Below are 24,219 nucleotides of genomic sequence, written 5' to 3' on the forward strand. Positions count from 1 at the left end.
TCCTCTACTCTTTAAAAACAGATGTGAATGCCTTTATTATGACGAATGACGGCTACTGCTGGCAATCAGAATCCAGAGTTCCCTTGTCTGCAGCGACATATTACGAACAGTTATCCGGGTGGCCATTGCAACGAACGCCCCCCCAGCAGATGCAGGTGCAGGTGGTCGACCGTCTGACCTCCTTCTTTACCGGTATTTACGATTGTACGATATCCTGAATCCAGTCCTAACGTCTTGGCCAGTTTCCCGACTGTGAGCAGCAGATGACCGACCAATTCCTGATCTGAATCCTTCAAATGTGCAAGGGACGGAATTTCCTGTTTCGGAATGACCAGCACATGCACGGGTGCCTGGGGATTCACATCATTGAAAGCCAGACATAATTCGTCTTCATAGATAATGTTTGCCGGGATTTCCCGATCAATGATTTTCTTGAAAATAGTTTTCTCGCCTGACATCTAACCTGCTTCCTCCGTATTTCATTCGATACTATTTATAAATTTACAGTCAGAAAAATGAAAATAGAATCTATGCTCGTCAATATTTTCTAAATCAATTGTAACCGTTTAAGTAAACAGCTGTTTGTAAACACCATACCCCCCTGCCAGCAGCAGACCCAGGCAGGAAAGGAACAGCATCAGATCCCACAATCGCCCGGGAGCTAAACGGGCATCGATTCTCGTATAACGCAGATAGATGGCAGCGACTCCCAGCATCGGTAACATGATGGCCTGCATGGTTCCCGCGATCAAGACCAGTCGAACCGGATTTGCCCCTGTCAGGAATACAGCCAGACACAAGACAGGCAGGATCAGCGACATGATCTTAATCCAGTTTTGCAGTGAATCTGGTTTGCTTTCATCCACGATACCAAAGAATCGTAGACCATCCGAGAAAATGCGTGCATTCGCGGCGTTCGCCACCAGGAATGTAGAATACAGGACAGCGATGGCACCTGACAGGAACAGCCACTTGGCGAAGGTTCCAAAGACAGGGACATAAGCTTCCGCCAGCGTGCTCACCATTCGCATGCCGTCCGGGTCAAGGCCTTCCTTGTGCAGCACGGCCACCCCCATTAGATAAAAGGCAAGCGTTGCGAATGTGTAAATGCACATCGAAGCAAAAGCATCGATTTTCATCACACGCATCCAGCCTTTCGCTCTGTCAGCCCAGGCCTCGTCTTCAGAATGAGGTCCGGTAAAGCGTGCATAGCCTTTCTCCAGACACCAGTATGGATAGGCGATCAGCTCTGTCGCCCCGACACCAATAATCCCGAACGCCGCCAGTGCAGTCAGGAGCGGGTTCATACCGCCGGTTGCCTCCGGAATCCCAAAGGAAAGCCCTTGGATGATTTCTGCTGTCGAGATACTCCAGATGTCGGATGTCTGCAGGGAAATCACATTACCGATGGTAATGAATGTAAACGAGACAACCAGAATCGTCGAGAGATGCTCAATCAAATTATAACGACCGTAGTACAATAGAAATGAAGTGAAAATTGCGATCACACTGGCCCAGATCTTGTCATCCCAGGTCTGGGGTTCCAGTATTGATTTTCCATCTTTATCCAGCAAAGAATCGTCATTGCGAATTTTTTCGAGAATCACCTGCCCGGCTGCCTGCAGGTTTTCGATACGCTGCTTCATTTTGGCATGACCGCGCAGATATCGATCTCGTTCGGCAGGTGATAAATCTGCCAGTGCTTTCTGCTCATCATTTAAAGCTTCTTCCAGCTCCAGGTAATGCACGAATTCTTTTTCGGAAGGGTACTGAATTGCCTGGAGATAATCTCCTTTGATTGGCAGTGTCAACGCCAGTGCCTGTCCCACCCCTCCCACAATGCCACCCAGTTGCCCGATAGTGCAGAGACTCATCACCAGCCAGAACCAGAGGATCCAGTTGGGGGGCTTCTGACTTTGAGTACTCAGAAACCCGAGTCGGGGGCCGGGTACATGATTTAAGGCGGCAAGTGTTGTTTCACCTCGCGAGATGGAATAACGTCCCAGTTCGATCTGGACGAACACCTTGATCAGGCACCCCACGATGATCAGCCACAACAGAGCGATTCCAGCCTGGGCACCGGTCTTGGTGGTGGCAATCAGCTCTCCGGAACCGACAATACTGCCTGCCACGATGAGTCCCGGGCCCAGTCGTTTGACGATCCCCCAGAAATCGGTCGGGGCTTTGATTGATTCTTCGAGAGTCGAATCAACGGAAGGATCGAGCGCGTTATTCTCCTGTTGAGATTCCATCGTACTCCTGTTTCATCTTTGTCTTCGACGAAGGGGACAGTCGAAACATTACTCAGAGCCGTAAGAATTCTAACAGTGATCACCCAAACTCAGTTTGCATTCCGTGATCTCATTGATGAAATGCGTTCCCGATTACTTGAGTTGTTTTTCTGCGACCTCTATTGCTTTGAGCAACCCCTTTGCCTTGTTAAGTGTCTCATGATATTCCGTTTCCGGTACACTGTCGGCAACAATCCCGGCGCCGGCCTGAACATAGGCCGTAGATCCCTGCATAACCAGTGTGCGAAGAGCAATACACGTATCCATATTCCCGGTAAAATCGAGATAGCCGACCGCTCCTGCATAAGGACCGCGGCGGTGTGGTTCAAATTCATCGATGATTTCCATCGCCCTGACTTTGGGGGCGCCGGAAACCGTCCCTGCAGGCAATCCTGCGCGAAGGGCGTCGAGCGCAGAACGCTCTTGGGTTAATGTTCCTGTAACATTCGAAGTAATATGCATGACATGGCTGTAGCGTTCCACCACCATCACATCTGACAGTTCGACTGATCCAAATTCACAGACACGACCGACATCGTTTCTTGCCAGATCAATCAGCATGACATGTTCGGCCCGCTCTTTCGGGTCGGCCAGCAGTTCTTCCGCCAGGCGTTTGTCTTCCGCTTCGGTCTTACCCCGTTTACGAGTGCCGGCGAGCGGACGAATTGTCGTGATACGATCTTCGACCCGCACCATGATTTCAGGAGAACTGCCTACCAGGTCGACTTCTGGTGTTTTCAACAGAAACATAAACGGACTCGGATTTACGACGCGTAGGCTGCGATAGATATCGAGAGGCGTCGCTGTAGTTTCCAGCTTGAGCCGCTGACTTAAGACCACCTGAAAAATATCGCCGGCAACAATATATTCCTTACAGGCATCGACGGCAGTTTCGAATTTCTGTTCTGTGAAATTTGAGGTCCAGTTCAGATCCGGTTCCGCATGTGGATCTACGTTGATATCCGCCATCCTTAACGCAGAAGGATCACCATTCTGAAATCGCTGGCAAGTCTGATCAATTTTATCGCAGGCACTCTGATAGGTGGCTTTAAGTCCTGCTTCATCCAGATCGGCATCAAGATGCGCATGTGCGACAACCAGCACCGTTTTATTGATCTGATCGAAAACCACCATGTGATCGTAGAGAGCAAATGACATATCGGGGAGTTGACGGTCGTTTTCGGGAGCATTTGGCAAATGTTCCGAGTAGCGGACGACATCGTAACCGGCGTATCCAACCGCGCCTCCACAAAAACGGGGAAGTCCGGGAAGTTCTGCGGCCTGATATTGACCGAGAATACATTCCAGTTCCTGCAACGGGTCTTCGACGGTTCGTTCCTCTGTCTGCCCCTGCTTCTGGATCACTACCCGCTGCTCGTACGCATCGACGGTTAAAAACGGATTCGCTCCCAGAAAACTGTAGCGGCTGATCTGTTCGCCGCCGACCACACTTTCAAACAGAAACGAATAAGGTCCTTTTTCCAGCAGCTGATAGGCACTGACCGGAGTCAGAGTATCTCCGGTCAACTGGCGGTAGACGGGGACCAGGTTGGCCTGTCCGGAAAGTGATTTAAATGTTTCAAAATCGGGAACGTATTTCATGGACTATCTTAACTGCACTGTCTGTGGATGAACAAGCATCCCGGTTTCTCTAATACTCAGAGTCGACTCTCTTATGAACATTTCCTTTCGGAGAGACAAGCTGCCCACGGCTCCAGTTCTCAAAAAACTCCAAAAAGTCTGGCAGGTGGATCTGGAAAACAGCGGTCCTTACAGAGAGTTTCGGGTTTTTCAGTTTCGGAATTACTTGAGAGGAATGGTATTCAAGACGCTCATTGCATAAAATGTGAGAACAACACGAATCTTAAAGAGCTTTCAACTAGATCCCCGTGGATTAGACTTTGTTTTCACCTAATGAATGAGTATGGTACTTGTTCCCCGAGTCTACACCGTTTGGGAATGAAAGTCACGTGAGTTATACTAACGCCAGAAACCAGATCACAACCCCATGGATCTGATCTGGTTTGAATACTATAAAGGAGAATAGGGTGAATTTGGACGCGTTCACTCGCACGAGTGGTGAATGGTTGAGAGGAATCGGCCCGGACTCCGATATCGTGATGTCCAGCAGAATTCGTCTGGCCCGGAATCTCGCACAGTTCCCCTTTATCAATCGCTGTACGGAGTCGACACTGGGTGAGATCGAACAGCTGATGCGCCCGATCATTACCTCACTCCCCATGGATGTAAAACTATCCTATCTGGATGTAAACAGCCTGGGTAATCTGGACCGTCAGTTTATTGTGGAACGTCAACTGATCAGCCGTGAGCATTCAGAACGATCGGGCCCCCGGGGGGTTGGACTGGACAGTGAAGAAAACATCGGCATCATGGTCAATGAGGAAGATCATCTCCGTCTGCAGGTCCTGCGTAGTGGTTTTTCTCTGAATGAATGCTGGGATACGATCAACCAGATTGATGATCTGCTGGAACAGGAAGTGACCTATGCCTTCAGTGAAGAGTTTGGCTATCTGACCGCCTGCCCGACGAACGTCGGTACCGGGATTCGGGTCAGCGTCATGCTGCATCTGCCTGCGCTGGTGATCACCAAAGAAATCCAGAAGGTATTCCAGGCGCTGCAGAAGATCAATCTGGCCGTGCGTGGCTTATATGGAGAAGGCAGCCAGGCCATGGGAGACTTCTATCAGATCTCAAATCAGGTGACGCTGGGGCAGACCGAGCACCAACTGATCGACAGCATCAAGGAAGTGGTACCCAATATCATTTCCTATGAACGGCGGGTCAGAAATTCGCTGATCAAAGAGAACCGCCAGGGGCTGCATGACCAGGTCTCCCGGGCTTACGGAATATTAAGCACCGCGCAGACCATCAGCTCGGAGGAAACCATGCATCTTCTGTCCAGCGTGCGAATGGGTGTGAATCTGGGATTGATTGAGGGATTGCCGATCTCAGCAGTCAATGAAATGTTTATTTTTACTCAACCCGCGCATCTACAAAAACTGCAGGGTGGAGAACTGGCATCTAGCGAGCGTAATGCTGCCCGGGCTAACTACCTGCGACAACGCATCAGTGACGCCAATTCTTCAAACTGAATTCTGACTATAATCGACCGCTGCGAAAGACGCCATAAATCAGCCAGATCCCCAGCAGGCTCGACATCATGAAGATCGGGATGCTGACAAATATCAGATTTGAATCCAGTGAAATGGTAATCGCCGAAGCCAGGATCAGAGAAGACATCACCATCCCAATCGCCAGCCTGTTCCCCGAGCGATCCATTTCCTGTGTCAGGTGATCGAAGCCTTTATGATCCAGATGAATCTGGAGTTCATCGTCACTCAGCTTACCCAGTGTTCGGCCAATCTGCTCGGGCAGGTCATGCATGACTTTAGACAGAGTACAGGTTTCTGACCAGATTCGGCTGACAATCGCTTTAGGATGATAGCGTTCGGAAGACAGCCGATAGATGTAAGGCTCCATCTCCTGCGCAATATTCAAATCAGGAGCGATGTGTGTGGCGATCCCCTCCAAAGTAATGAGCGCTCGAATCAAAAGCATGATATCAACGGGACAACGGATTCGGTGAATCGCCAGAATATTGATAAAATCGGTCAGCATTTTGCCGACACTGATCTCGTCCATTGGAACGCCATAATAGTTCCCGATAAAATCCCGCAGATCCGCCCGTAGCAGTTGATGGTCTACTTTGCGTTTTGCTTTACCAATTTTCAAAACGACTTCCACCAGTTTTGCAGTATCTTTTCTGGCCACATTCAGAAAGAGATCGACGAGCATATCACGACGCTCTTCTTCCAGGATTCCGATCATCCCGTAATCAAGCAGGCACAGAGATCCATCCGGCATCACACGAAAGTTACCTGGATGAGGATCAGCATGGAAGATGCCGAATTCGAACGTCATTTTCATAAAAATGCGGGCACCGTTGGCCGCCACTTCATGGGCACTGATCGGCAGATTCTTGAGTTCGTTGTCATCATCGATTTTATAACCGTCAATGAATTCCATCGTGATCACATCACCCTGCGTCAGCTCCCGGTAAATTTTGGGAACATACAACGTGGCATCATCTTGAAACAGTCGAAAAAATTCATCCGTAGAACGCGCTTCGCGGGAAAACTGCAATTCGCGGTGAATGGTACGTGAAAACTGATTGACCAGTCCTGTAGGATCAAAAACCTCTGCATCGGGAAAATGCCGCTCAATCATCATCGCCAGTTCATACATCAGACTGAGATCCTGCTCAATCACGCGATCGATGTCGGGACGTTTGATTTTCACGACAAGCGGAGTCCCATCAAGGTGACGCGCACGATGCACCTGTCCCAGTGAACCAGCGGCTAAGGGTTGAGGATCGAATTCTGCAAACAGCTCGCTGATCGGTGCTTCCAGTTCACGTTCTACTATTGCCATGGCAATTTCACTGGGAAAGGAAGGAACACGCTCTTGAAGTTTTGAGAGCTCGCGAACGACATCGCGAGGCACGAGATCAGGACGGGTACTGACAACCTGTCCAAACTTGATAAAAGTGACTCCCAGGCTTTCCAGAGCCAGACGAATCCGCTTGGCACGGGTGAGCTTGACTTCTGGCTCTGTACGCTTCCAGAACAGCAGCCTGCGCCCCCAGCGGAGGTAGCGTCTCAACCGCAGTTGATCGACCAGGTCATCAAAACCGTAGTTCATGAGAACGGTTACAATTTCGCGGCTTCGACGTAGATTTCTGATTAACCGTAATGGATTTGAGTCCAAAGTTTTCTCCTGCAAAGCAAACGATCTCACGAAAATCCCCATCAGGAAGCGCGGTGTCGCTATGGTTCGGTTTCACTTTTTATCTTAGCAGACTATAACAGACGTTCCTATGCAGCCAAGCCCCGATCCTGTTAAAATGGGATTCGATCAAATCATAATCTGTTTCATCTGTAAGGCGGAGCCCGACATATGCGATTCATTCAATTGAGCCTGCTGATCATCGTTTACCTGACTGTTCCCTGCCGAGGTGGTGACTGGCCGCAGATCATGGGTCCTTATCGAAATGGACATGCCGCCGCCAATGAAACGCTGGCTGCAGAGTGGCCCGCCGGTGGCCCCATTTTGAAATGGCAGCGTCCTGCAGGAAGTGGTTATGCCGGGCTGGCTGTTTCCCAGAATGTGGCGATTTTATTTCATCGCATTGAAGACGAGGAAATTGTCGAGGCATTACAGGCTGATACAGGTGAAGTCCTCTGGAAGCATCAATCTCCCGTCAGCTACAAAGGGACTTATAACCCGAACGATGGCCCTATCGCGGTCCCCTTAATTTATAAAGACCGCGTGTATGTCTTTGGGGTCACCGGACACCTGCAATGCCTGGACTTCAAAACAGGAAAACAGATCTGGACACGTCAGACACACAAAGACTTTCAGGTTGGAGAAGGATTTTTCGGAGTCGGCAGCACTCCCATTATCATCGAAGAAAAACTACTGGTCAATGTGGGTGGTAAACGCCAGAATGCAGGTATTGTCGCTTTTTCACTGGATCAAGGCAGGACACTCTGGCAGTCAATGACTGACGATGCAAGCTACTCCTCGCCGATCTCTGCTTTTTTAAATGGCCGTTTCTATGCTTTATTTATCACAAGACTGCACCTGGTCGGGGTCGATCCGAAAAGCGGAGATATTCTGTTTCAGTTCCCCTTTGGCAAACGGGGAGCTACTGTAAATGGTGCCAACCCGGTCCAGGTCGGCAAGAATATTTTTGCTACTGCCAGCTATGGAGTCGGTGGCTTCTGGGGGATTGTTGAAGACAACAGCACTTCTGAGATTTGGCGGAGCGAAAAGCCGCTGGCCAGCCAATATACAACCCCAATTGAATACGATGGCGCACTGATAGGCATTGATGGCCGACAGGATATTGGACCTGCGCGACTAGTCTGTTTTGATCCGAAAACGCAGAAAGTTCTCTGGTCGAAAGAAAACTTCGGTTATGCAACCCTGCTGGAAGTAGATAATAAGCTTCTTATTTTGAAAACAGATGGTACTCTCGTAATGGCGACCGCCTCGAAAGAAGAATATAAGGAACTGGGGCGCGCACAGGTTTTGAACTCAACGACTCGAGCGCTGCCTGCATTTTCTAATGGCCTGTTGTTCGTCAGAGATACCAAAACCCTCAAGTGCCTGGAACTCAACAAGCCGGCCCAGCCTCCTGTAACGCCAGAAAAGTCCAGCTCAAATTAAGGATTTCCTCTAAAGATGTCAGTCAGCCAACGTGTCAAGAGTGAAGAACAGTTTACCCGAGCCATGAGAGTCATCCCGGGGGGCGTCAACAGCCCTGCGCGGGCTTTTGGAGCTGTCGGAGGACACCCGGTAGTAATTGATCGGGGTGAAGGTCAGTACCTGTATGACATTGATGGCAACCGCTATATCGATCTGGTGGGTTCCTGGGGACCGCATATTCTGGGACACCTGCATCCCCGGGTGATGCCTCGTATCGAAGAAGCACTCAAGAAGGGAACCAGCTTTGGTGCTCCAACATTAGTGGAAACAGAACTGGCTGAACTCGTCGCAGACCTGGTTCCCTGTGTGGAAAAAGTACGGATGGTGAATTCCGGTACCGAAGCCGGCATGAGTGTAATTCGCCTGGCCCGCGGTTATACGGGTCGAGATAAAATCATCAAATTTGCGGGCTGTTATCATGGTCATGTTGACAGCCTGCTGGTTCAGGCCGGTAGTGGCGCATTGACTTTGGGAACGCCTTCCAGTCCGGGCGTACCGCAAGGCTGCACAGCCGACACACTGGTACTGGAATACAATGATATCGAACAGTTGAAAGAGACCTTTGTGCAACTGGGAGACCAGATTGCTGCGGTGATATTGGAACCTGTTGTGGGGAACATGGGAGTGGTACTGCCCGAACCCGGTTTTCTGGAAACGGTGCGGGAAGTCTGCACTCAACATGGGTCGGTATTTATCATGGATGAAGTCATGACCGGTTTCCGTGTTGCCTTAGGTGGTGCGCAGCAACGTTTTGATATTGCGCCCGACATCTGCATGCTGGGTAAAGTGATTGGCGGGGGAATGCCTGTCGGTGCGTACGGTGGTAAAGCGGAAATCATGGATGTAATTTCGCCCGTGGGCAGCGTGTATCAGGCGGGAACCCTATCCGGAAACCCGATCGCAATGGCTTCCGGAATCGCGACACTGGAATGCCTGCGAGAAACCGATCCCTATGCCGAACTGGAATCAAAAACCAGGCGATTGACTCAGGGATTGGGCGCAGCGGCCGCTAAAGCAGGTCTGCCTCACACGCTGGCAGAATGCGGATCGATGTTTACTCTGTTTTTCAACCCGGAAAAAGTCACCAGCTATGCGATCTCAGCAAAGAATGATACCGCCCGCTTTGGACGGTACTTTCAGGGCATGCTGGATCGGGGCATCTATTTACCCTGCAGTCAATTTGAAGCCAATTTTACATCTGTCATGCTGACCGATGATGATATTGACCATGTGATCCAGGCTGCAAGCGAAGTATTACAGGAAATTGGCTGACCAATCTGAGCGAAGCCTAAGGCGTAAAGTCTGTCTGATCATTGATGGCCAGACAGAACTCTGCCAGCAGACGAGCCGCCTGTTCCAGATCGTCTAATGAGATGACTTCGACCGGGCTGTGCATATACCGGTTGGGTATCGCAACAATTCCCGTCGCCATGCCCCCCTGGTTCAACTGCATGGCATTGGCATCATTACCGGCAGGCCGTGAGATCCCATTGATCTGACAGTCGATTTCGTGTTCACTGGCCAGAGAAGTTAATGACGAGAACACGACGGGGTTTACGTTGGGACCACGACAGACCACCGGACCGCCTCCCACCTTGACATCGCCATTTTCCTGCTTGCTCACTGCAGGACAGTCAGTCGCATGTGTGACATCGACGGCAATCCCTACTTCAGGCTGAATGGAATAGGCACTGGTCTTCGCCCCCCGCAGGCCGATTTCTTCTTGAACAGTTGAAACAGAGAACACACCAACGTGGGGTGACTTCTGACTGACCTGACGTAAGGCTTCCATGACGACCCAGACGCCGACCCGGTTATCCATTCCAGGAGCCGATGCCAGGTTATTCAACATTGGCCGAAAGCCCAGCTCGAAGGTGACCGGATCACCAATGGCAACCAGCTTACGGGCTTCTTCGCCATTTTTTGCCCCGATGTCGATCCAGAGATCTTTGATTTCGGGAACAGTTTTGCGTTCATCCGGAGTCAGCAGGTGGATTGCTTTGCGGGCAATCACGCCATGGATGGGACCAGCATCCGTATGGACCTGCATATTCTGTCCCAGCAGCATCTGAATATCCCAGCCCCCGATCAGATTCGCCCAGAGGTAACCATCATCATCAATATATTGTACGAGCAGGCCAATCTGATCGCAGTGGCCGGCAAACATCACTCGTCGCTCCGCATCAGGATTGACGGCCGCGATCACATTACCATGAAGATCTGTGGTTACTTCATCAGCGAATTCTCCCACGAATTCCCGGACGACTTCCTGAATTGGTCGCTCATACCCTGAAGGAGCGGGTGAATGAAGCAGTTTTTTTAAGAAATCCAATGAAGTTGCATCCATGATTCAGATCCTGACTGGTGGAGGGTTTTGACTTCTATACGAATTGGCACTTCGATACGCTGTGCAAGCGTGTGACCTTAAACATTCGATTGTAAGTATCTGTATTTTAGTAACTTATGAATTTAATTCAATGTAGGATTCCAGGTGTTTCAGAGAGAAAACAATCTTCAGAAGTACAAAACTACTGCATCAGAAAAGCAGAAATAGTCCCCGTCATATGGCAATCTTTAAGCTAGACTTTCAGTACCATTCGAGTCGAGCTGCCAACACTGTAATTCAAACTTAGATTCGTTGCAGATTACTCGTTATGCAAGCTGAAGAACAAACATCAAATCGTTATTGAAGTAGCGTTATTCGTAGAAATTGACTGAGGCACAAATGACGGACTGGACAAAGTTACGTAAAGAGCTGATCGGTGAAGGAAAAAAAAGCCCGCTTCCACCAGAAATCAAACTCCCGATGCTGCCCAAGGCGGTCATGGAGTTTTCCCGAAAGGCAGAAGATCCTAATTCTACGCCGAAAGAACTCAGTAAAATTATAGAAACCGATGCCGGAATTTCGTGCGAACTGTTACGTATGGTCAATTCCAGTGCCCTGGGGCTGAGACGAAAAGTTTCTACAATCCAGCAGACCATTACACTCCTGGGCATCCGCTCCACAAAACTGTTTCTGGTAACAACCGGGTTGAAACAGGCGATGTCAACATCTGACTCGAAATTGATCAATCTGCCGAACTTCTGGAGTACCAATCTTGAACGGGCTTTGATGGCTCGTGAAATTGCCTTGCTGATGAAAGTTGACCCTGATGTTTCGTTTTCCGCCGCCATGCTTCAGGATTTTCTCTTACCCATTCTTTCGCGGGAACGGTTTGATCAATACCTGCAGTTTACAATCAGCCAGGACAGCTCTCCCTGCTTACTTAGTGACTATGAAATCGAGCAATTCAGATGGAATCATTGTGAAGCGGCTGCACATGTTATGTTGGACTGGTCATTTCCTGATGATTTGATCTGTTCGGTCTTTCTGCATCATGAGGGATTGAAAATGCTGACCAATGAAGACTTGGGGCAGACCCCGGCTACGGCAGTCGCTGTGGCATCACTGATACCAGATCCGCTCAGGCAAAACCCAGAAGGCTTGCAGCAGCTGTTGACACTGAATGAGGCATGGCCTGATTTCAAGCTCTTTGAACTGGCAGAGAAGATTGACCAGGAGCTGAGAGAAGAATCGACGGCGGCAGCGAATTATATTTCGTTGAAAAACCGTCTGGAGAAATACGCGTTACTGCTTGAAAATGGATCGGCTACATGAGTCGATACTTAATACCTGGGATCACGCTCAGAACAAGCATGTCCCCTTCAGGAAACGGTCGTTGAATAGTCGCTGGATTGTTTCAGGCTTTTTTCCCACTTTTCTTTTTCTGATCTCACCTGCTCTTCGCTAGGACTCTGTTGAGCCGCGGTCGTATCGCTTTTCAAAAGATACCGCCCATCTTCGGTGTGCGTACAGAACTGTTTGAACCAGAGCATACTGGCAACATTCGGCTGTGGGCTGTAAAGCGTCACTGCGATCCCTTTTTCATAGAGATCATACAGCATGCCGAAAAAACCACTGGGGATGTACTTGACCGAAGACAGTTCGACACCAATCGATTTACAACCTTCCTGATCAACCAGGCGCGTCAACGTCTCGCGTAGCAGGGCCAGATCGGCTCCGTCCCAGATTTCCATTGTCCCGAAATCCAGTACGGTCACTCCTTCACGCTCATAGACGCTCATTCTGTCGCGTTTTGATGCCATGCCGTTGTACTCACTTTCTGCTTGTTCTTCTTGTGGAATATCAAAGCTGCTGAACAGTGAACTGTTAAGAAGATTGAATAGACGCAAAGCGTGGACCATTAACGCTCGGATTCGTTTACTTGTGTTTCTTAAAGCGGGTAAACCGCTGTATCATTGAGACTTAAGAAATGTCAGCTGTTTTCAGGTTCACACATTCTTCATACGCGATGTTGTATTTTTTCTACACCAGATCAACGTCGGGTGTAAAAAGACATCACAAAAGGTTTGGATACAGAAACACATCACAGCATCAGTCCTGTCAACACTGTTGCTCAATCTGACCTTCACTACGAAATGTAAAGCATGAATGTTGGATTTTGGCAACAAGATATCGGTTTCTCTTGCACGACGTTTGAGTCGCTAAAACCTGACAGGGAAAAGTGACGTTACCGAACAATGTCGTTTGTCAACTTTTCAAGCAACATAACGTAAATGCACGCGCACATCGTCAAAAGATGGAGACAGATTCTGTAATCGCCTGAGAATAAATGCCTCTTCGACCACAGGTTCAAACCGGTAGACCGTTTATTTAAAAGTCCGGATCGAGGCCGGAACTTCAGCCTGCATTTCGTGATACAGTTTCATCAGCCGTGCAACGACTTCGGGATGCTGGCTGGCGACATTGTGTTGCTCAGCAGGATCCTTCTGTAAATTGAACAGCATCATTGCCTCGGGTTTGTCTCCGGTTAAGACACCCGGTTGCTGATCTGGCATGGCCTGTTCAGAAGGCGCGATGATAGTCACACCATCCGGCCCACGCGGGTCAATCCAGTCTTTGCCCTTCCCGGCGAGTACCTGACGGGGAGATGGTTTCACATGTAACTTCCAGGGGCCACTTCGAACGGTAAACAGCGAATTCCCTTTCATTGAATACAGAGCCTGATGTGGTGCAGACGCCTGCTCTGTCAAAACGGGGAACAGGTCTTTTCCATCAATGACCCGATCAGCCGGAACCGGAATCCCTGCCTGTTTTAGTATCGTGGGAAAAACATCGATTGAACCACAGACCGTATCAATCACCTGCCGGGGTGGAATTTTCCCGGGCCAGCGGGCAATCATGGGAACGCGCAGGCCTCCTTCCCAACTGGTCGACTTCATCCCGGAAAGCCCGGCGGTATTGCCTCCAAACCAGGGACCATTGTCAGACGCAAAGATGACCAGAGTGTTTTCATCCAGCTTCAGCTCACGCAGGGTTTTAATGATCTCACCGACACTCCAGTCCAACTCGGCAATCACATCACCATACAGACCGGCTCCACTTTTTTTGTAGAACGCCTCCGAAGCAGCCAGTGGTTTGTGAGGCATCGCATGAGGCAGGTACAGGAAAAAAGGGCGTTCCTGATTCTCACGAATAAATTTGACAGCGCGTTCTGTATAACGTTTCGTCAGGTTTGCCTGAATCACAGGGTACTCCAGCAACTTTTCCCCCTGCATCAAATTGACCGGTCGCATGTCATTGGAATAGAGAATTCCCAGATAATCATCAAAGCCATGCCGGGTAGGATAATATTCCGGATCATGGCCCAGATGCCACTTTCCGATGCAGATCGTCGCGTACCCGTTGTCCTTGAGCAGTTCACTTAAGAGAAGTTCGCTCTCAGCAATCCCCACTCCACTGCGAAATCTCTTCCCATCCGGCGCGGGGTTATACCAGACGCCATGCCGCCAGGGGTAGCGGCCTGTCAGCAGGGTCGCACGGGAAGGAGCGCAATAGGGAACAGGAACATTGAACTGAGTTAATCTTGCGCCTTGCGCTGCCATCTGATTGATATGCGGGGTTTTGAACTGGGGATGTCCATAACACTCAAGATCACCATACCCCAGATCATCGGCGAAGATGATGATGAAATTCGGTTTGGCTTTTGTTTCTACAGCGAGCAATGTCTGTTGAACACAAAAGAACACAAATACAAAACTGAATACAATTCGTTGAGCGCTTTTCACAATGAATTCCTGTCCAAACGAGTTCACAATGCCAATGAATGGTAGAACATTTGATCTGCGATTCTCTGTCAGCAAGGATACCAAACCGCATAACCCATAGCAAACAATGATGTTAAGTTAACTGCAACTCCCGTTCTGACAGTCCCTTGAAGCGGTAATCGCTTCCAAGCTGTTTCGCAACTTCACCTTGAGTCATCCAGCCCGATGGAGTATTTTTCGCAACTAAATTGATTCATATTCAGCAGGAACTGCTTCAAACTGCAAGGATGCACGATGAACGCCACTAAATTCTTTTTCACCCTGGCTTTAGCCGGGCTCACACTGATCGGTTGTAGCGGCAAGCAGGATTCCAGCCCCGCCCCCAAAGAAGCACAATCGCCACAGATGTCAGAACAGCCGATGCCTGCATCAGCCGAACCTGATGCGCAAGAGAAGGCGGCGAAAAAGGAAAAGCATGAAACCGTCCGTGTGTTTTATGGCACCGATCGTAATTTGACCGGTTCGTCGCATCCCCAACAGTTTTTTGGAACCAGTCGCGCCAGTTTGTCGTTAGGTTTCTGTGATGTCAGTATCCCGGAAAATCATGAAACAGGTAAACTGGAATCCCCCCGAATCTGGAAGCTGGAGTTCCGGGAAAATCCTGATAAACATGTCGTGTTGCAATCAGTGGAACCGGCCTCCGGTTCGGAGTTTTTATCACAGTTGCGTCAAACCATTAAAGACTCGGTCGAAGTAGAAGAATCCCCCACCGGTAAAGTGCGTGTTGGCGGCGAAGCATTTATCTTTGTACATGGCTTCAATAACTCGTTCGAAGATGCAGCGCGCAGGACCGCTCAGATCGCATACGACCTGAAATTCAAGGGCGCTCCATTAATGTATAGCTGGCCTTCGCAGGAGAAAGGTTCTATCTGGGCTTATAAAGAAGATGGCCGCACTGCGCAGTGGTGTGAAGAAAACGTAACCCTGTTCATTGAAGCCATTGCACGGGAATCAGGCGCCAGAAAAATACATCTGATTGCCCATAGTATGGGAAACCGGGTATTATCAAGAGCCCTGAAGAACATTTCGCAGAAACTGGCTCTCAGTCAGGAAACGACGCCGCTGTTCAATGAAGTGATTCTGACAGCCCCGGATATCGATGCCCAGGTATTTAAAGATTCGATCGCTCCGCACATTGTTCAGACTGCAGAACGTTTCACAATCTATTCCTCTTCAGAAGACCTGGCTTTGAAAGCCTCGCGGGTTGTCAATTCGTTCTGGCATCAGCGGCTGGGCGAAGGAGGTACCCATCTGACGGTGTTCCCTGAATATCAAAAGATCAATGTGGTCGATGCTTCTGAAATTGATACGAATCTGTTTGCTCTGGGGCATTCCTATCATGCTGACAGTAATACCGTACTGTCTGATGTCAAACTTGTGTTTCAGGGAATCCCCGCGAATCAACGGGATTTAAGAGCACTGCTGGAGAATCTCGCCTGGAAATTTCAGAGCAATCGCAGGCTGTTAGGGCGTGCGATTCGAGGAACGTTCCGTTAAACAGCTGACGTTGAAAACTCAGATTCGGAAACAAAAAAGAGCACACCAATGTGTGCTCTTTAAATGATATCTGGAATCTTACAGAGTAAGATTATCCCAATGGGAATGGTTCCGGTTCCAGCAGGAACGGAAAGACGCGAATGGGCTCACCCATGGTCAGATCGTCCGGGTAACGCAGTTGCGCAGCTCTGTCAGCGGCAAACTGCAGTTTCGTCAGTTCCAGTCCACAATAATGATCCGCGTTTGACTCTGCTGCGACATCCGCAAACACTTCTCCTGCAGAAGCAGCATGTCGACGCACCCCATGAATACTGCCTTCACGGACTTTGATACCCGCTGCGGAAAGTTTCACCAGACCTTTGAGGAAGCGTCCCGGAATGGAATCAGGGCCACAGACCCGTAGCAGACGTTCCCACTCATCATGGGCTTCCCAGTAGAAACCCAGATTGAAATAGTCGATCGCATTCAGATAATTCCGATGCTCAACCCAGTTATCTTCGGTCAACGCCTTGGGTGGTTTTGGCTTATTACCATAACTGTGCCCCTTGGGATCACGATAAGGATGCGGCAAGCTTTTTCCAGGAACAAAAGTATATTCGGGTAGTCTGGATGAAGGTAGTAAACGCACAACATCTGCAACAGGATAAACCATCCTTTAGAATCTCCAATTTCTCTTTAGTTTAGCTTAGGTCTACTGAATCTGAGACCAGGTATATTCTAGAACGCATCGCATTTAACTAAAGCATCTCACAATCTATTATATTCGGTCCTAATGGACCTGCAGGCGCTATAATAAAACTGGATACAATCTAGATTGAACATGTGTGGCGGGTACTGACTGAATTCGTGTCGCAGGCTTTGCTGACATGAAGTCGGCACCTAACCTATTTATATTTAAAGGCTTCCGCAACGATAGCGCTAAAACCTCTCAAATTTGGGCTCCGCCCCTTTTCCAATCGGGCTCGGTCGCAATCGGCTCAAATCACTGCATGCTCAATACAGCCTGGAGCGAAAGGGGTAGGAAACTGAAAATCGAGCTCAAAAAGCTTATTTTCAAGCTTTGTTACCTCATCATATACAAGCTTTTTCGAACATAAAGAGCAGATTTTATAATTTGAAGCAATTTCCGGGATTTCAGGCCAAACTCGTTCTGGTCAGGCGGAATAGCAACCTGGAAAGATACACAGACAAAGATTGCAAATGTGTTAAACCGGAACGCCTGTCTAGATTGTATCCAGTTTTACTGTAGCCTCTCCAGAGCCGTTTGGGCCCAGTATAATAGATTGAGAGACGCTATGGTTAAATGTGATGCGCTCGAGATGCTCTGCATCTGAAAGAAACAGGGAACCCCCGTAGTCAGACTGGCAGTCCTGTAAAGCCTATTGTCCTTTTTCAGATGCCTCTGATTTTTTCATCAGTTCCTCCTGGGCTTTGATCCTGCGAGCAGAAATGCTGCGAAACTCCCAAGGCAGTTTCGCATTTTCCGGAAGTGAGTCGAGAACACTCTTCAGCTGAGCATACGATTTGAGACTTGTGTTTTCCGTCTTTAGTCGTTCAGTGCGGGACAGGTCATGCTGTTCCAGCGGATCCTCTGATAGATCGAAAAATTCTCCCGTCGAATAGAGCTTAAAACGCTGATCTCTGATGACACGCTGCTTATAATATTGAGTCAGACACCACGAACGCCATGGCTCAGTGCGGGGCTGATTCAATATCTGAGGTGCAAATGATTTCCCATCGATCGTCACCCCCTCGGGAAGTGGTGCGTTCGCCAGATCGGCCAGCGTGGGCAGAACGTCTGCAATATCAATCAGGTCATCACTGATCCGCTCTGTTCCGACCAGCCTGGGGCAATTAATAATTAATGGCATATTGATTCCCTGTTCCTTAAGAGAGTAAATTCCCTCTGCGGAAATACGACCATTAATCCGGCCGCCCAGGCTCTGCTCGGAATTCTGATCGGTGCCATTATCCGTACCATTATCGGGAACAATGAACAGAATCGTATTCTCACGAATCCCCAGTTCGTCCATCGCTTTGACCAGTCTCCCGATCAGAAAATCGGAGTAGTTCAACATCCCCGCAAACTGTTCACGTGGCGTTAATTCTTTCCCGATATTATGGGGAGTATGCACCACGGGAATGTGAGTCAGAATCGCAGAATAGTATGCGCAGAATGGTTTGTCCCGATGTGTCTTCATATAGTCAATCAGATAGTCCGTGAAGATATCCGGCCCGAACTTCCCTTTTGTCTCCAGTTGCTTGCCGTTCTGGATCACATAGGGATCCCAGTAGCGCTGCTTATGAGCCGGGTGACCTTTCATCCCTTCTGGAAAGAGACAGTATTCTTCAAACCCATGTTCCTGTATCGCATCTTTCTGCGCGGGATCAAACAGATCATTGATCTGCCATTTCCCTGAGATACAGGTACTATACCCAGCATCTCTCAGGATTCGCGCAAAACAGATCTCGCGGTTCCAGTCAAAATACCCGCCGCCATAAATCGCCGGATCATGGTGCGTATGCCAGCCGGAACGAAACGGGTAACGCCCGGTGAGCAGCATATGTCGGGTCGTACTGCAGACGGGCGTCACATAACAGTTACGAAACCGCAAGCCCGTGTAAGCCAGATGATCGATATTGGGTGTCTGATTCTCTTCACTGCCGTAACAGCGAAACCAGTCCTTGCCGACGTTGTCGAGCAGGATAAAAATGATATTGGGACGTGTATCCTTTTTCTCTTCCGCCTGCACAGGCAGACAAATCAAAAAACAAGAGCAGAGACAGACAGTTTGGATCAGACGTTTCATAAGAGTTCTAACTTTGTTTCTGGGACACCAGATTCATTTCAGGCTGAGGTACCAATTCGACTGCTGCAGAACCGGAACGCATTTTCTGTATCTCGGGAACCACTTTCTGCGTGGCGATATACCAGGCCATCCCCAGCAATAATACAAAACCGATGCCCGCAAACAGGTTCATTACAGGTCCGTTTCGATGTTCCCCCATGATTTTTTTACTGCTGGTTAACAACAACAAGGCACCTGCTGCCAGTGGAGCAGCGACAACGGTCACCGCCTGAGCAGCGACAATCGCAAGAACTGGTTTGGTTTCTGATTTAATCACGTACAGTGCTACAAACATACCCGTCAGCAATACGGCCGCCGTCAGGAGGCGTGTTGCTTTATCCTGTGGCGTCCCCCCTAATCCGAGACTGTCTGAAAGGATAAATCCCCCAATCATCGAATTCACAATGAATGAGGAATAAGCGGCTGAGAACAAGCCGATGCAAAATAGAATTTGTCCTTTATCTCCAAATAGAGGCTGTAATGCGTTACCGACATCGGCGACGCTCGATAGGGTCGTGCCTCGCAGAACTGCGGCTGCTGTCGACATGATCATAATCGTAATCAAAGCCATGATTGTCGCGCTAATACAGGCATCAATCCGACCGTCCTTGAGGTCATTCACTTTCCAGCCTTTGAAACGCGCAAGATAAGACTGGTAGAACGCTGCGGTAATGACAAACGTGGTACCAATCAGCCCCAACAGGGAAATATCTTTAATTGATTCCAGTCCACCTTTACCGGAACCGGGAATCACGCCTTGCGCCATCTCCGCCAGGTCCGGTTTCGCAAAAAAGAGATTAATGGCAAACGATAACAGCATCACAGCCACAAAGACTGACATCAGTCGTTCGACCAGTTTATACAGATTCTTAAACCCGAATAGAAACGCTAGCGAAATCGCATTGAAGATCACGATCCCATATTCGAAATCGGTATAATTTTCCAGAGCCGAGTGCACACCCAGATTATTTCCAAACTGATAGGCGGCTGAGATAAAAAACACGCCGCAGCCAATCAGTACCGTTAAGGGGCGCCCCACCGTTTTTGCAAGCAGTGTGCACGTGGATTCATCAGTCACTGTCCCCAACTTGGCTCCCAGTGAGGTATAGACCAGCATGAAAATTACGGAGACCAGCACCACCCAGATCATGCTGTATCCCTCTTTGGCTCCCAGGTTAGAACTGGTCAAAATACTGCCCGGACCAATCACAACGCAGGCAGTCACCAGCCCGGGACCAATCCGCTGCCACCAGTGTGGCTTGACACTTATTGCTTGTTCTTCTGTCACGTTACCGGGTATCCTCGTGGTGTAAGTTTCATCTGTGGGACGCAAAGCATCAGTTATTTATTATGCGAAACCTGCCGTGATACACAATCCATTTCATACTTTGTCCGGTTTTATTTTGGAAACAGTCAGTGTAACATTTACTATTAAAGAATAAACGACCGAACTGACGGCATTGATTTCTCCTGCGTTCACCACCTGCATGCCCCGGTTATTCACCAGAAGCCAATAAAGACATTTATTAAGGATGCTGCAGTGAAACCATTAATCAAGTTACTCTGTCTGGCTGGACTGCTATTCACTCTTACCCCGCAAGCTTCGTCTGCCGCTCCCCCCAAAAAGAAACCCAACTTAATCGTCATCTTCTGCGACAATCTTGGCTATGGTGATATTGAACCCTTTGGTTCCACTGTAAACCGTACTCCCTGCCTGAATCGTATGGCAAGGGAAGGACGCAAGTTTACTCATTTCTGTGTGACGGCTGGTGTCTGTACTCCCTCGCGTGCCTCCATCATGACCGGCTGTTATTCCCAGCGGGTCGGCATGCACTGGAATCCACGTGACGGCCAGGTGCTGCGTCCCATTTCACCTTATGGATTAAATCCAGGTGAAATCACCGTTGCCGAAGTACTGAAAAAACAGGGTTACAAAACCGGCATGATCGGGAAATGGCATCTGGGAGACCAGCCGCCCTTTCTGCCCACGAAACAGGGATTCGATTACTTTTATGGAATCCCCTACAGCGATGATATGACACAGGCAGTTGGTCAACGCCTCGGCGATCGACTGGATGGCAAAAACTGGCCCCCCCTGCCCGTCATGTTGAACGATACTGTGATCGAAGCAGGCGTCGACAGAAATTTATTAACCAAAGACTATACCGAGAAAGCAGTCGAATTCATCGAGGAGAACAAAGACCAACCCTTCTTCCTCTACTTCCCACAGGCCATGCCCGGCAGTACCAGCAAGCCCTTCGCCAGTGATGCCTTCCGGGGGAAAAGTAAAAACGGTCCCTGGGGTGACAGCATCGAAGAACTCGACTGGTCTACCGGACAGATTCTGGACAAGCTTGTCGAACTGGGTATCGACAAGAACACGCTTGTGATCTGGACTTCAGATAACGGCTCTCCCATGGCCAGAGATATGAACAGTACAGAACGAGGTACGAACAAACCATTAAATGGTCGAGGTTACACAACCGCAGAAGGGGCATTCCGCGTGCCCACCATCGTGTGGTGGCCTGAAATGGTCCCTGCGGGAACCGTGTGTGAAGAACTGGCAACCACAATGGATCTACTCCCCACATTTGCCAGACTCTCCGGTGGAAAAGTCCCTACGGATCGGATCATAGATGGCCATGACATACGCCCCCTGATGCTGGGGGAAGCAGACGCGAAAACTCCCTACGATGGCTTTTACTATTATGCGATGGAGCAATTGCAGGCAGTCCGCAAAGGGCCCTGGAAATTATTCGTCCCTCTGAAAGAATTCAGCCGCCATCCACATTTCAAAAAAGGGGCAGGCTCTCAACCGCTGCTGTTCAACGTGGTCACCGATACCAGTTCGGAACACAATGTTGCAGACCAGCACCCTGAAATCGTCAAAGAGTTGATGTCATTGGCTGAAAAAGCCCGCGCTGATCTGGGAGATACCAATCGCCCGGGAGCCAACCAGCGTTCCGCTGCGAAAGTTGATCATCCCGTCCCCCCGACCCTGAAAACAACATCGACAAAATAAACAACGACTACATACAAAATCCGTAACGAACCTGATAGAGGAACTGAGAACCTGATGCACTCCCTGGAAACTGACTGCCAGACAGTCAAATCGAAACTTGACTCCGGCAACCCCTTCCTGCTGCTTGACTGTCGCGAGCAGGACGAACACACTCTGGTCAATATTCCTGAAGCGCAATTGCTGCCGATGAGTGTAATCCAGGATCGCATTTCTGAACTGGAAGATCAACGTGAGGCAGAAATCATTGTCTACTGTCATCATGGGATGCGCAGTCTGCAGGTAGCCACCTGGCTGCAGCAGCAGGGATTTACGAATGTCAAAAGCATGCAGGGTGGGATTGATGCCTGGTCCTGTGAAATTGATAATACAAAACAGCGCTATTAAACCAACGTCTGGTAGCAGATATATCTGCCTGATCAGATTTTTAACATCACCGATTTATCCACCACTGTCCACCTGCCTGGGAGTTTCGCATGTCTTACGAGCAAGTTTTTTTTCTGTTCCCCATCGTGGCTGGCATCGCCTTCGGTAATGTGACCGTGGCTGCCTCTGAAGAGCCTCTGGTTTTCATATCCGCATTTGCCCCTGGGGAAAAGGGGGCCATCCATGCCTATAAGATGAATCCAAAGACTGGTGAACTTAAGCTGGTAGAACGCACCTCAGATGTGGAACATCCTTTTTTTCTGGCGGTTTCTCCCGATAACAAATTTCTATATTCCATTCATGCTCCAGGGAAATTCAGTGGGAAAGACAATGAATTTGTTTCCGCTTTCGCGTTGGAAGGTCGCACCGGGAAACTCAAGCTGCTCAACCGACAATCTTCCCTGGGAACAGCATCCTGTTACCTCGATATCGATAAGTCAGGCAAAGCTGTTGTCGTTGCCAATTACACAACTGGCAGCGTCACCTCTCTGCCCGTTAAAGCAGATGGTTCTCTTGGTGAACCCAAAACGTTTATTCAACACACTGGTTCCAGTGTCAATCCTCAACGTCAGAAAGAGCCACATGCACACTGCAGTGTGATCAGCCCTGATGAGAAGTTTGTGTTCGCTGCCGATCTGGGACTCGATAAAATCCTCGCCTATCAACTCGATCCCCAGACAGCAAAAATGACTCCGGCAGAACAGCCTTTCGTGCGAACCATCCCCGGCGCTGGTCCCCGTCATCTGACATTCCATCCTGATGGGAAGCAGATGTATGTGATCAACGAACTGAAAAATTCGATCACGGAATTCGATTACCATCCCGAATCGGGCCTGCTCATCGAAGGACAGACCATTTCGACGCTGCCGGAAGACTTTACTGGCACCAGCCACTGTGCAGACCTGAAATTTACTCCCGATGGTAAATTCCTGTATGGCACGAATCGCGGACATGACAGTATCGCCGCTTACCAAGTGGATGAGCAGGGAAAGCTGACACTGATAGAAATCGCCCCCAGTCTGGGTAAAGGTCCACAGAATCTGGCTGTCACGGCAGACGGAAAATTTCTGATCTGTGCCAATATGCCTGGTAACAATGTCGTTGTCTTCCAGATCGACGACGAAACAGGAAAACTCTCTCCCACAGGAGATCCGGTAGAAATCCCCAGTCCATCCTGCATTATGATTCGTTAATCAGTCAGTCTGATTATCTTTCGTTTTCGATTCTACAGTCTCTGATTCTTCAGGATGTCTGGAATCGTATTCGTCCATCAACGTGGACGGACAGGTTTCTTCCTGATCACATTGTTTACAGATCACATGAATCAGGTCAGAGCCTCCCAGCTTCAACTGATTCTGTTCACAAAACTGATAGAGTTCTTTCAAGTGTGTACAAACCATGTTCTTTATCATCCTCCATAAAAAATTCATCACTGTCAGGGATCGAGTAACTCCATCGCACTTTTACCTGTGATCTGTGCCTGTCACTCATTGTCGTTTCCAGCCACCTGTCAGTGCAAGTTCAAACAGAACCGTTTCCTGATCAGCTAAAAACAAAAGGCCAACCTGTCGTCCAGAAAACGTCCCCACTGGTTGTCTCTGACGTCCTGCAGAGTTTAGGATGATATTATAAAATAACGTTCCGTTATTCCGGTGCTTGATAGCCCCTATTTCTTCAC

Annotated in this window: 19 protein-coding genes; 8 read left to right on the forward strand and 11 right to left on the reverse strand. The window is 49.2% G+C overall.

Annotated elements, in window-relative coordinates:
* Positions 1-110: 110 nt before the first annotated feature.
* From Pan161_RS23040 to trpE, 3 genes are all read right to left on the reverse strand, one after another.
* Positions 111-458 carry a histidine triad nucleotide-binding protein gene (locus tag Pan161_RS23040; RefSeq protein WP_145231099.1) on the reverse strand — a complete coding sequence of 116 codons (348 nt, stop codon included), beginning with the start codon at positions 456-458 and terminating at the stop codon, positions 111-113.
* Positions 459-566: 108 nt separating this feature from the next.
* Positions 567-2,252 carry an Nramp family divalent metal transporter gene (locus Pan161_RS23045; RefSeq protein ID WP_145231100.1) on the reverse strand — a complete coding sequence of 562 codons (1,686 nt, stop codon included), beginning with the start codon at positions 2,250-2,252 and terminating at the stop codon, positions 567-569.
* A 132-nt stretch (positions 2,253-2,384) separates the two neighbouring features.
* Positions 2,385-3,893 carry an anthranilate synthase component I gene (gene trpE, locus Pan161_RS23050; RefSeq protein WP_145231101.1) on the reverse strand — a complete coding sequence of 503 codons (1,509 nt, stop codon included), beginning with the start codon at positions 3,891-3,893 and terminating at the stop codon, positions 2,385-2,387.
* A gap of 446 nt (positions 3,894-4,339) precedes the next feature.
* Here trpE and Pan161_RS23055 point away from each other — a divergent pair, with 446 nt between their 5' ends.
* Positions 4,340-5,404 (forward strand): protein arginine kinase, encoded by a 1,065-nt coding sequence (locus tag Pan161_RS23055; RefSeq protein WP_145231102.1) that lies wholly within the window; start codon positions 4,340-4,342, stop codon positions 5,402-5,404.
* A gap of 7 nt (positions 5,405-5,411) precedes the next feature.
* Here Pan161_RS23055 and Pan161_RS23060 read toward each other — a convergent pair whose 3' ends face one another.
* On the reverse strand, positions 5,412-7,013 hold the full coding sequence (locus Pan161_RS23060) for an ABC1 kinase family protein (protein ID WP_145231103.1): 1,602 nt from the start codon (positions 7,011-7,013) through the stop codon (positions 5,412-5,414).
* 255 nt (positions 7,014-7,268) lie between these two features.
* On the opposite strand from Pan161_RS23060, the gene Pan161_RS23065 reads away from it, so the two are divergent.
* Positions 7,269-8,543, forward strand: a complete 1,275-nt coding sequence (locus tag Pan161_RS23065) for a PQQ-binding-like beta-propeller repeat protein (RefSeq protein WP_145231104.1) — start codon at positions 7,269-7,271, stop codon at positions 8,541-8,543.
* A 15-nt stretch (positions 8,544-8,558) separates the two neighbouring features.
* The gene (gene hemL / locus Pan161_RS23070) at positions 8,559-9,854 is read left to right on the forward strand and encodes a glutamate-1-semialdehyde 2,1-aminomutase (protein ID WP_145231105.1); all 1,296 of its coding nucleotides are present in this window, start codon (positions 8,559-8,561) and stop codon (positions 9,852-9,854) included.
* A 16-nt stretch (positions 9,855-9,870) separates the two neighbouring features.
* Here hemL and Pan161_RS23075 read toward each other — a convergent pair whose 3' ends face one another.
* A complete protein-coding gene (locus Pan161_RS23075) occupies positions 9,871-10,929 on the reverse strand; it encodes a M42 family metallopeptidase (protein WP_145231106.1) in 1,059 nt (352 codons plus the stop codon).
* A 378-nt stretch (positions 10,930-11,307) separates the two neighbouring features.
* Between Pan161_RS23075 and Pan161_RS23080 the strand changes: the two genes are divergently transcribed.
* Positions 11,308-12,240: an HDOD domain-containing protein gene (locus Pan161_RS23080; RefSeq protein WP_145231107.1), complete on the forward strand. Its 933-nt coding sequence runs from the start codon at positions 11,308-11,310 to the stop codon at positions 12,238-12,240.
* Between the two features lie 47 nt (positions 12,241-12,287).
* Here the strand turns inward: Pan161_RS23080 and Pan161_RS23085 are convergent, their stop codons facing one another.
* Together Pan161_RS23085 and Pan161_RS23090 are read right to left on the reverse strand one after the other, a co-directional pair.
* Positions 12,288-12,728 carry an STAS domain-containing protein gene (locus Pan161_RS23085; protein ID WP_145231108.1) on the reverse strand — a complete coding sequence of 147 codons (441 nt, stop codon included), beginning with the start codon at positions 12,726-12,728 and terminating at the stop codon, positions 12,288-12,290.
* A 564-nt stretch (positions 12,729-13,292) separates the two neighbouring features.
* On the reverse strand, positions 13,293-14,711 hold the full coding sequence (locus tag Pan161_RS23090; RefSeq protein WP_145231109.1) for a sulfatase-like hydrolase/transferase: 1,419 nt from the start codon (positions 14,709-14,711) through the stop codon (positions 13,293-13,295).
* 273 nt (positions 14,712-14,984) lie between these two features.
* Between Pan161_RS23090 and Pan161_RS23095 the strand changes: the two genes are divergently transcribed.
* A complete protein-coding gene (locus Pan161_RS23095; RefSeq protein ID WP_145231110.1) occupies positions 14,985-16,247 on the forward strand; it encodes an alpha/beta hydrolase in 1,263 nt (420 codons plus the stop codon).
* Positions 16,248-16,338: 91 nt separating this feature from the next.
* Here Pan161_RS23095 and Pan161_RS23100 read toward each other — a convergent pair whose 3' ends face one another.
* The 3 genes from Pan161_RS23100 to Pan161_RS23110 all read right to left on the reverse strand — a co-directional run bounded on the left by Pan161_RS23100 (position 16,339) and on the right by Pan161_RS23110 (position 20,384).
* The gene (locus Pan161_RS23100; protein ID WP_232103434.1) at positions 16,339-16,818 is read right to left on the reverse strand and encodes a DUF309 domain-containing protein; all 480 of its coding nucleotides are present in this window, start codon (positions 16,816-16,818) and stop codon (positions 16,339-16,341) included.
* An 808-nt stretch (positions 16,819-17,626) separates the two neighbouring features.
* The gene (locus Pan161_RS23105; RefSeq protein WP_145231112.1) at positions 17,627-19,057 is read right to left on the reverse strand and encodes a sulfatase-like hydrolase/transferase; all 1,431 of its coding nucleotides are present in this window, start codon (positions 19,055-19,057) and stop codon (positions 17,627-17,629) included.
* A 7-nt stretch (positions 19,058-19,064) separates the two neighbouring features.
* Positions 19,065-20,384, reverse strand: a complete 1,320-nt coding sequence (locus tag Pan161_RS23110) for an Nramp family divalent metal transporter (protein WP_145231113.1) — start codon at positions 20,382-20,384, stop codon at positions 19,065-19,067.
* Positions 20,385-20,636: 252 nt separating this feature from the next.
* Between Pan161_RS23110 and Pan161_RS23115 the strand changes: the two genes are divergently transcribed.
* The 3 genes from Pan161_RS23115 (at position 20,637) to Pan161_RS23125 (ending at position 23,734) form a co-directional block, all read left to right on the forward strand.
* Positions 20,637-22,118, forward strand: a complete 1,482-nt coding sequence (locus Pan161_RS23115; RefSeq protein WP_145231114.1) for a sulfatase family protein — start codon at positions 20,637-20,639, stop codon at positions 22,116-22,118.
* Positions 22,119-22,172: 54 nt separating this feature from the next.
* Complete coding sequence (locus tag Pan161_RS23120; RefSeq protein ID WP_145231115.1) at positions 22,173-22,502, forward strand: rhodanese-like domain-containing protein; 330 nt, start codon at positions 22,173-22,175, stop codon at positions 22,500-22,502.
* 89 nt (positions 22,503-22,591) lie between these two features.
* Positions 22,592-23,734 carry a lactonase family protein gene (locus Pan161_RS23125; RefSeq protein ID WP_145231116.1) on the forward strand — a complete coding sequence of 381 codons (1,143 nt, stop codon included), beginning with the start codon at positions 22,592-22,594 and terminating at the stop codon, positions 23,732-23,734.
* Here the strand turns inward: Pan161_RS23125 and Pan161_RS23130 are convergent, their stop codons facing one another.
* Positions 23,735-23,941, reverse strand: coding sequence for a hypothetical protein (locus tag Pan161_RS23130; RefSeq protein WP_145231117.1), 207 nt, complete (start codon positions 23,939-23,941; stop codon positions 23,735-23,737).
* Positions 23,942-24,219: the final 278 nt, after the last annotated feature.

It is taken from the genome of Gimesia algae (assembly GCF_007746795.1).
Taxonomy (GTDB): Bacteria; Planctomycetota; Planctomycetia; order Planctomycetales; family Planctomycetaceae; genus Gimesia; species Gimesia algae.

Coding starts and splice junctions, on each gene's coding strand:
- Pan161_RS23095 (WP_145231110.1), top strand. CDS start 14,985: ATGAACGCCACTAAATTCTTTTTCACCCTGGCTTTAGCCGGGCTCACA.
- Pan161_RS23105 (WP_145231112.1), bottom strand. CDS start 19,057: ATGAAACGTCTGATCCAAACTGTCTGTCTCTGCTCTTGTTTTTTGATT.
- trpE (WP_145231101.1), bottom strand. CDS start 3,893: ATGAAATACGTTCCCGATTTTGAAACATTTAAATCACTTTCCGGACAG.
- Pan161_RS23080 (WP_145231107.1), top strand. CDS start 11,308: ATGACGGACTGGACAAAGTTACGTAAAGAGCTGATCGGTGAAGGAAAA.
- Pan161_RS23120 (WP_145231115.1), top strand. CDS start 22,173: ATGCACTCCCTGGAAACTGACTGCCAGACAGTCAAATCGAAACTTGAC.
- Pan161_RS23125 (WP_145231116.1), top strand. CDS start 22,592: ATGTCTTACGAGCAAGTTTTTTTTCTGTTCCCCATCGTGGCTGGCATC.
- Pan161_RS23045 (WP_145231100.1), bottom strand. CDS start 2,252: ATGGAATCTCAACAGGAGAATAACGCGCTCGATCCTTCCGTTGATTCG.
- Pan161_RS23085 (WP_145231108.1), bottom strand. CDS start 12,728: ATGGCATCAAAACGCGACAGAATGAGCGTCTATGAGCGTGAAGGAGTG.
- Pan161_RS23075 (WP_145231106.1), bottom strand. CDS start 10,929: ATGGATGCAACTTCATTGGATTTCTTAAAAAAACTGCTTCATTCACCC.
- hemL (WP_145231105.1), top strand. CDS start 8,559: ATGTCAGTCAGCCAACGTGTCAAGAGTGAAGAACAGTTTACCCGAGCC.
- Pan161_RS23060 (WP_145231103.1), bottom strand. CDS start 7,013: ATGAACTACGGTTTTGATGACCTGGTCGATCAACTGCGGTTGAGACGC.
- Pan161_RS23065 (WP_145231104.1), top strand. CDS start 7,269: ATGCGATTCATTCAATTGAGCCTGCTGATCATCGTTTACCTGACTGTT.
- Pan161_RS23040 (WP_145231099.1), bottom strand. CDS start 458: ATGTCAGGCGAGAAAACTATTTTCAAGAAAATCATTGATCGGGAAATC.
- Pan161_RS23130 (WP_145231117.1), bottom strand. CDS start 23,941: ATGGTTTGTACACACTTGAAAGAACTCTATCAGTTTTGTGAACAGAAT.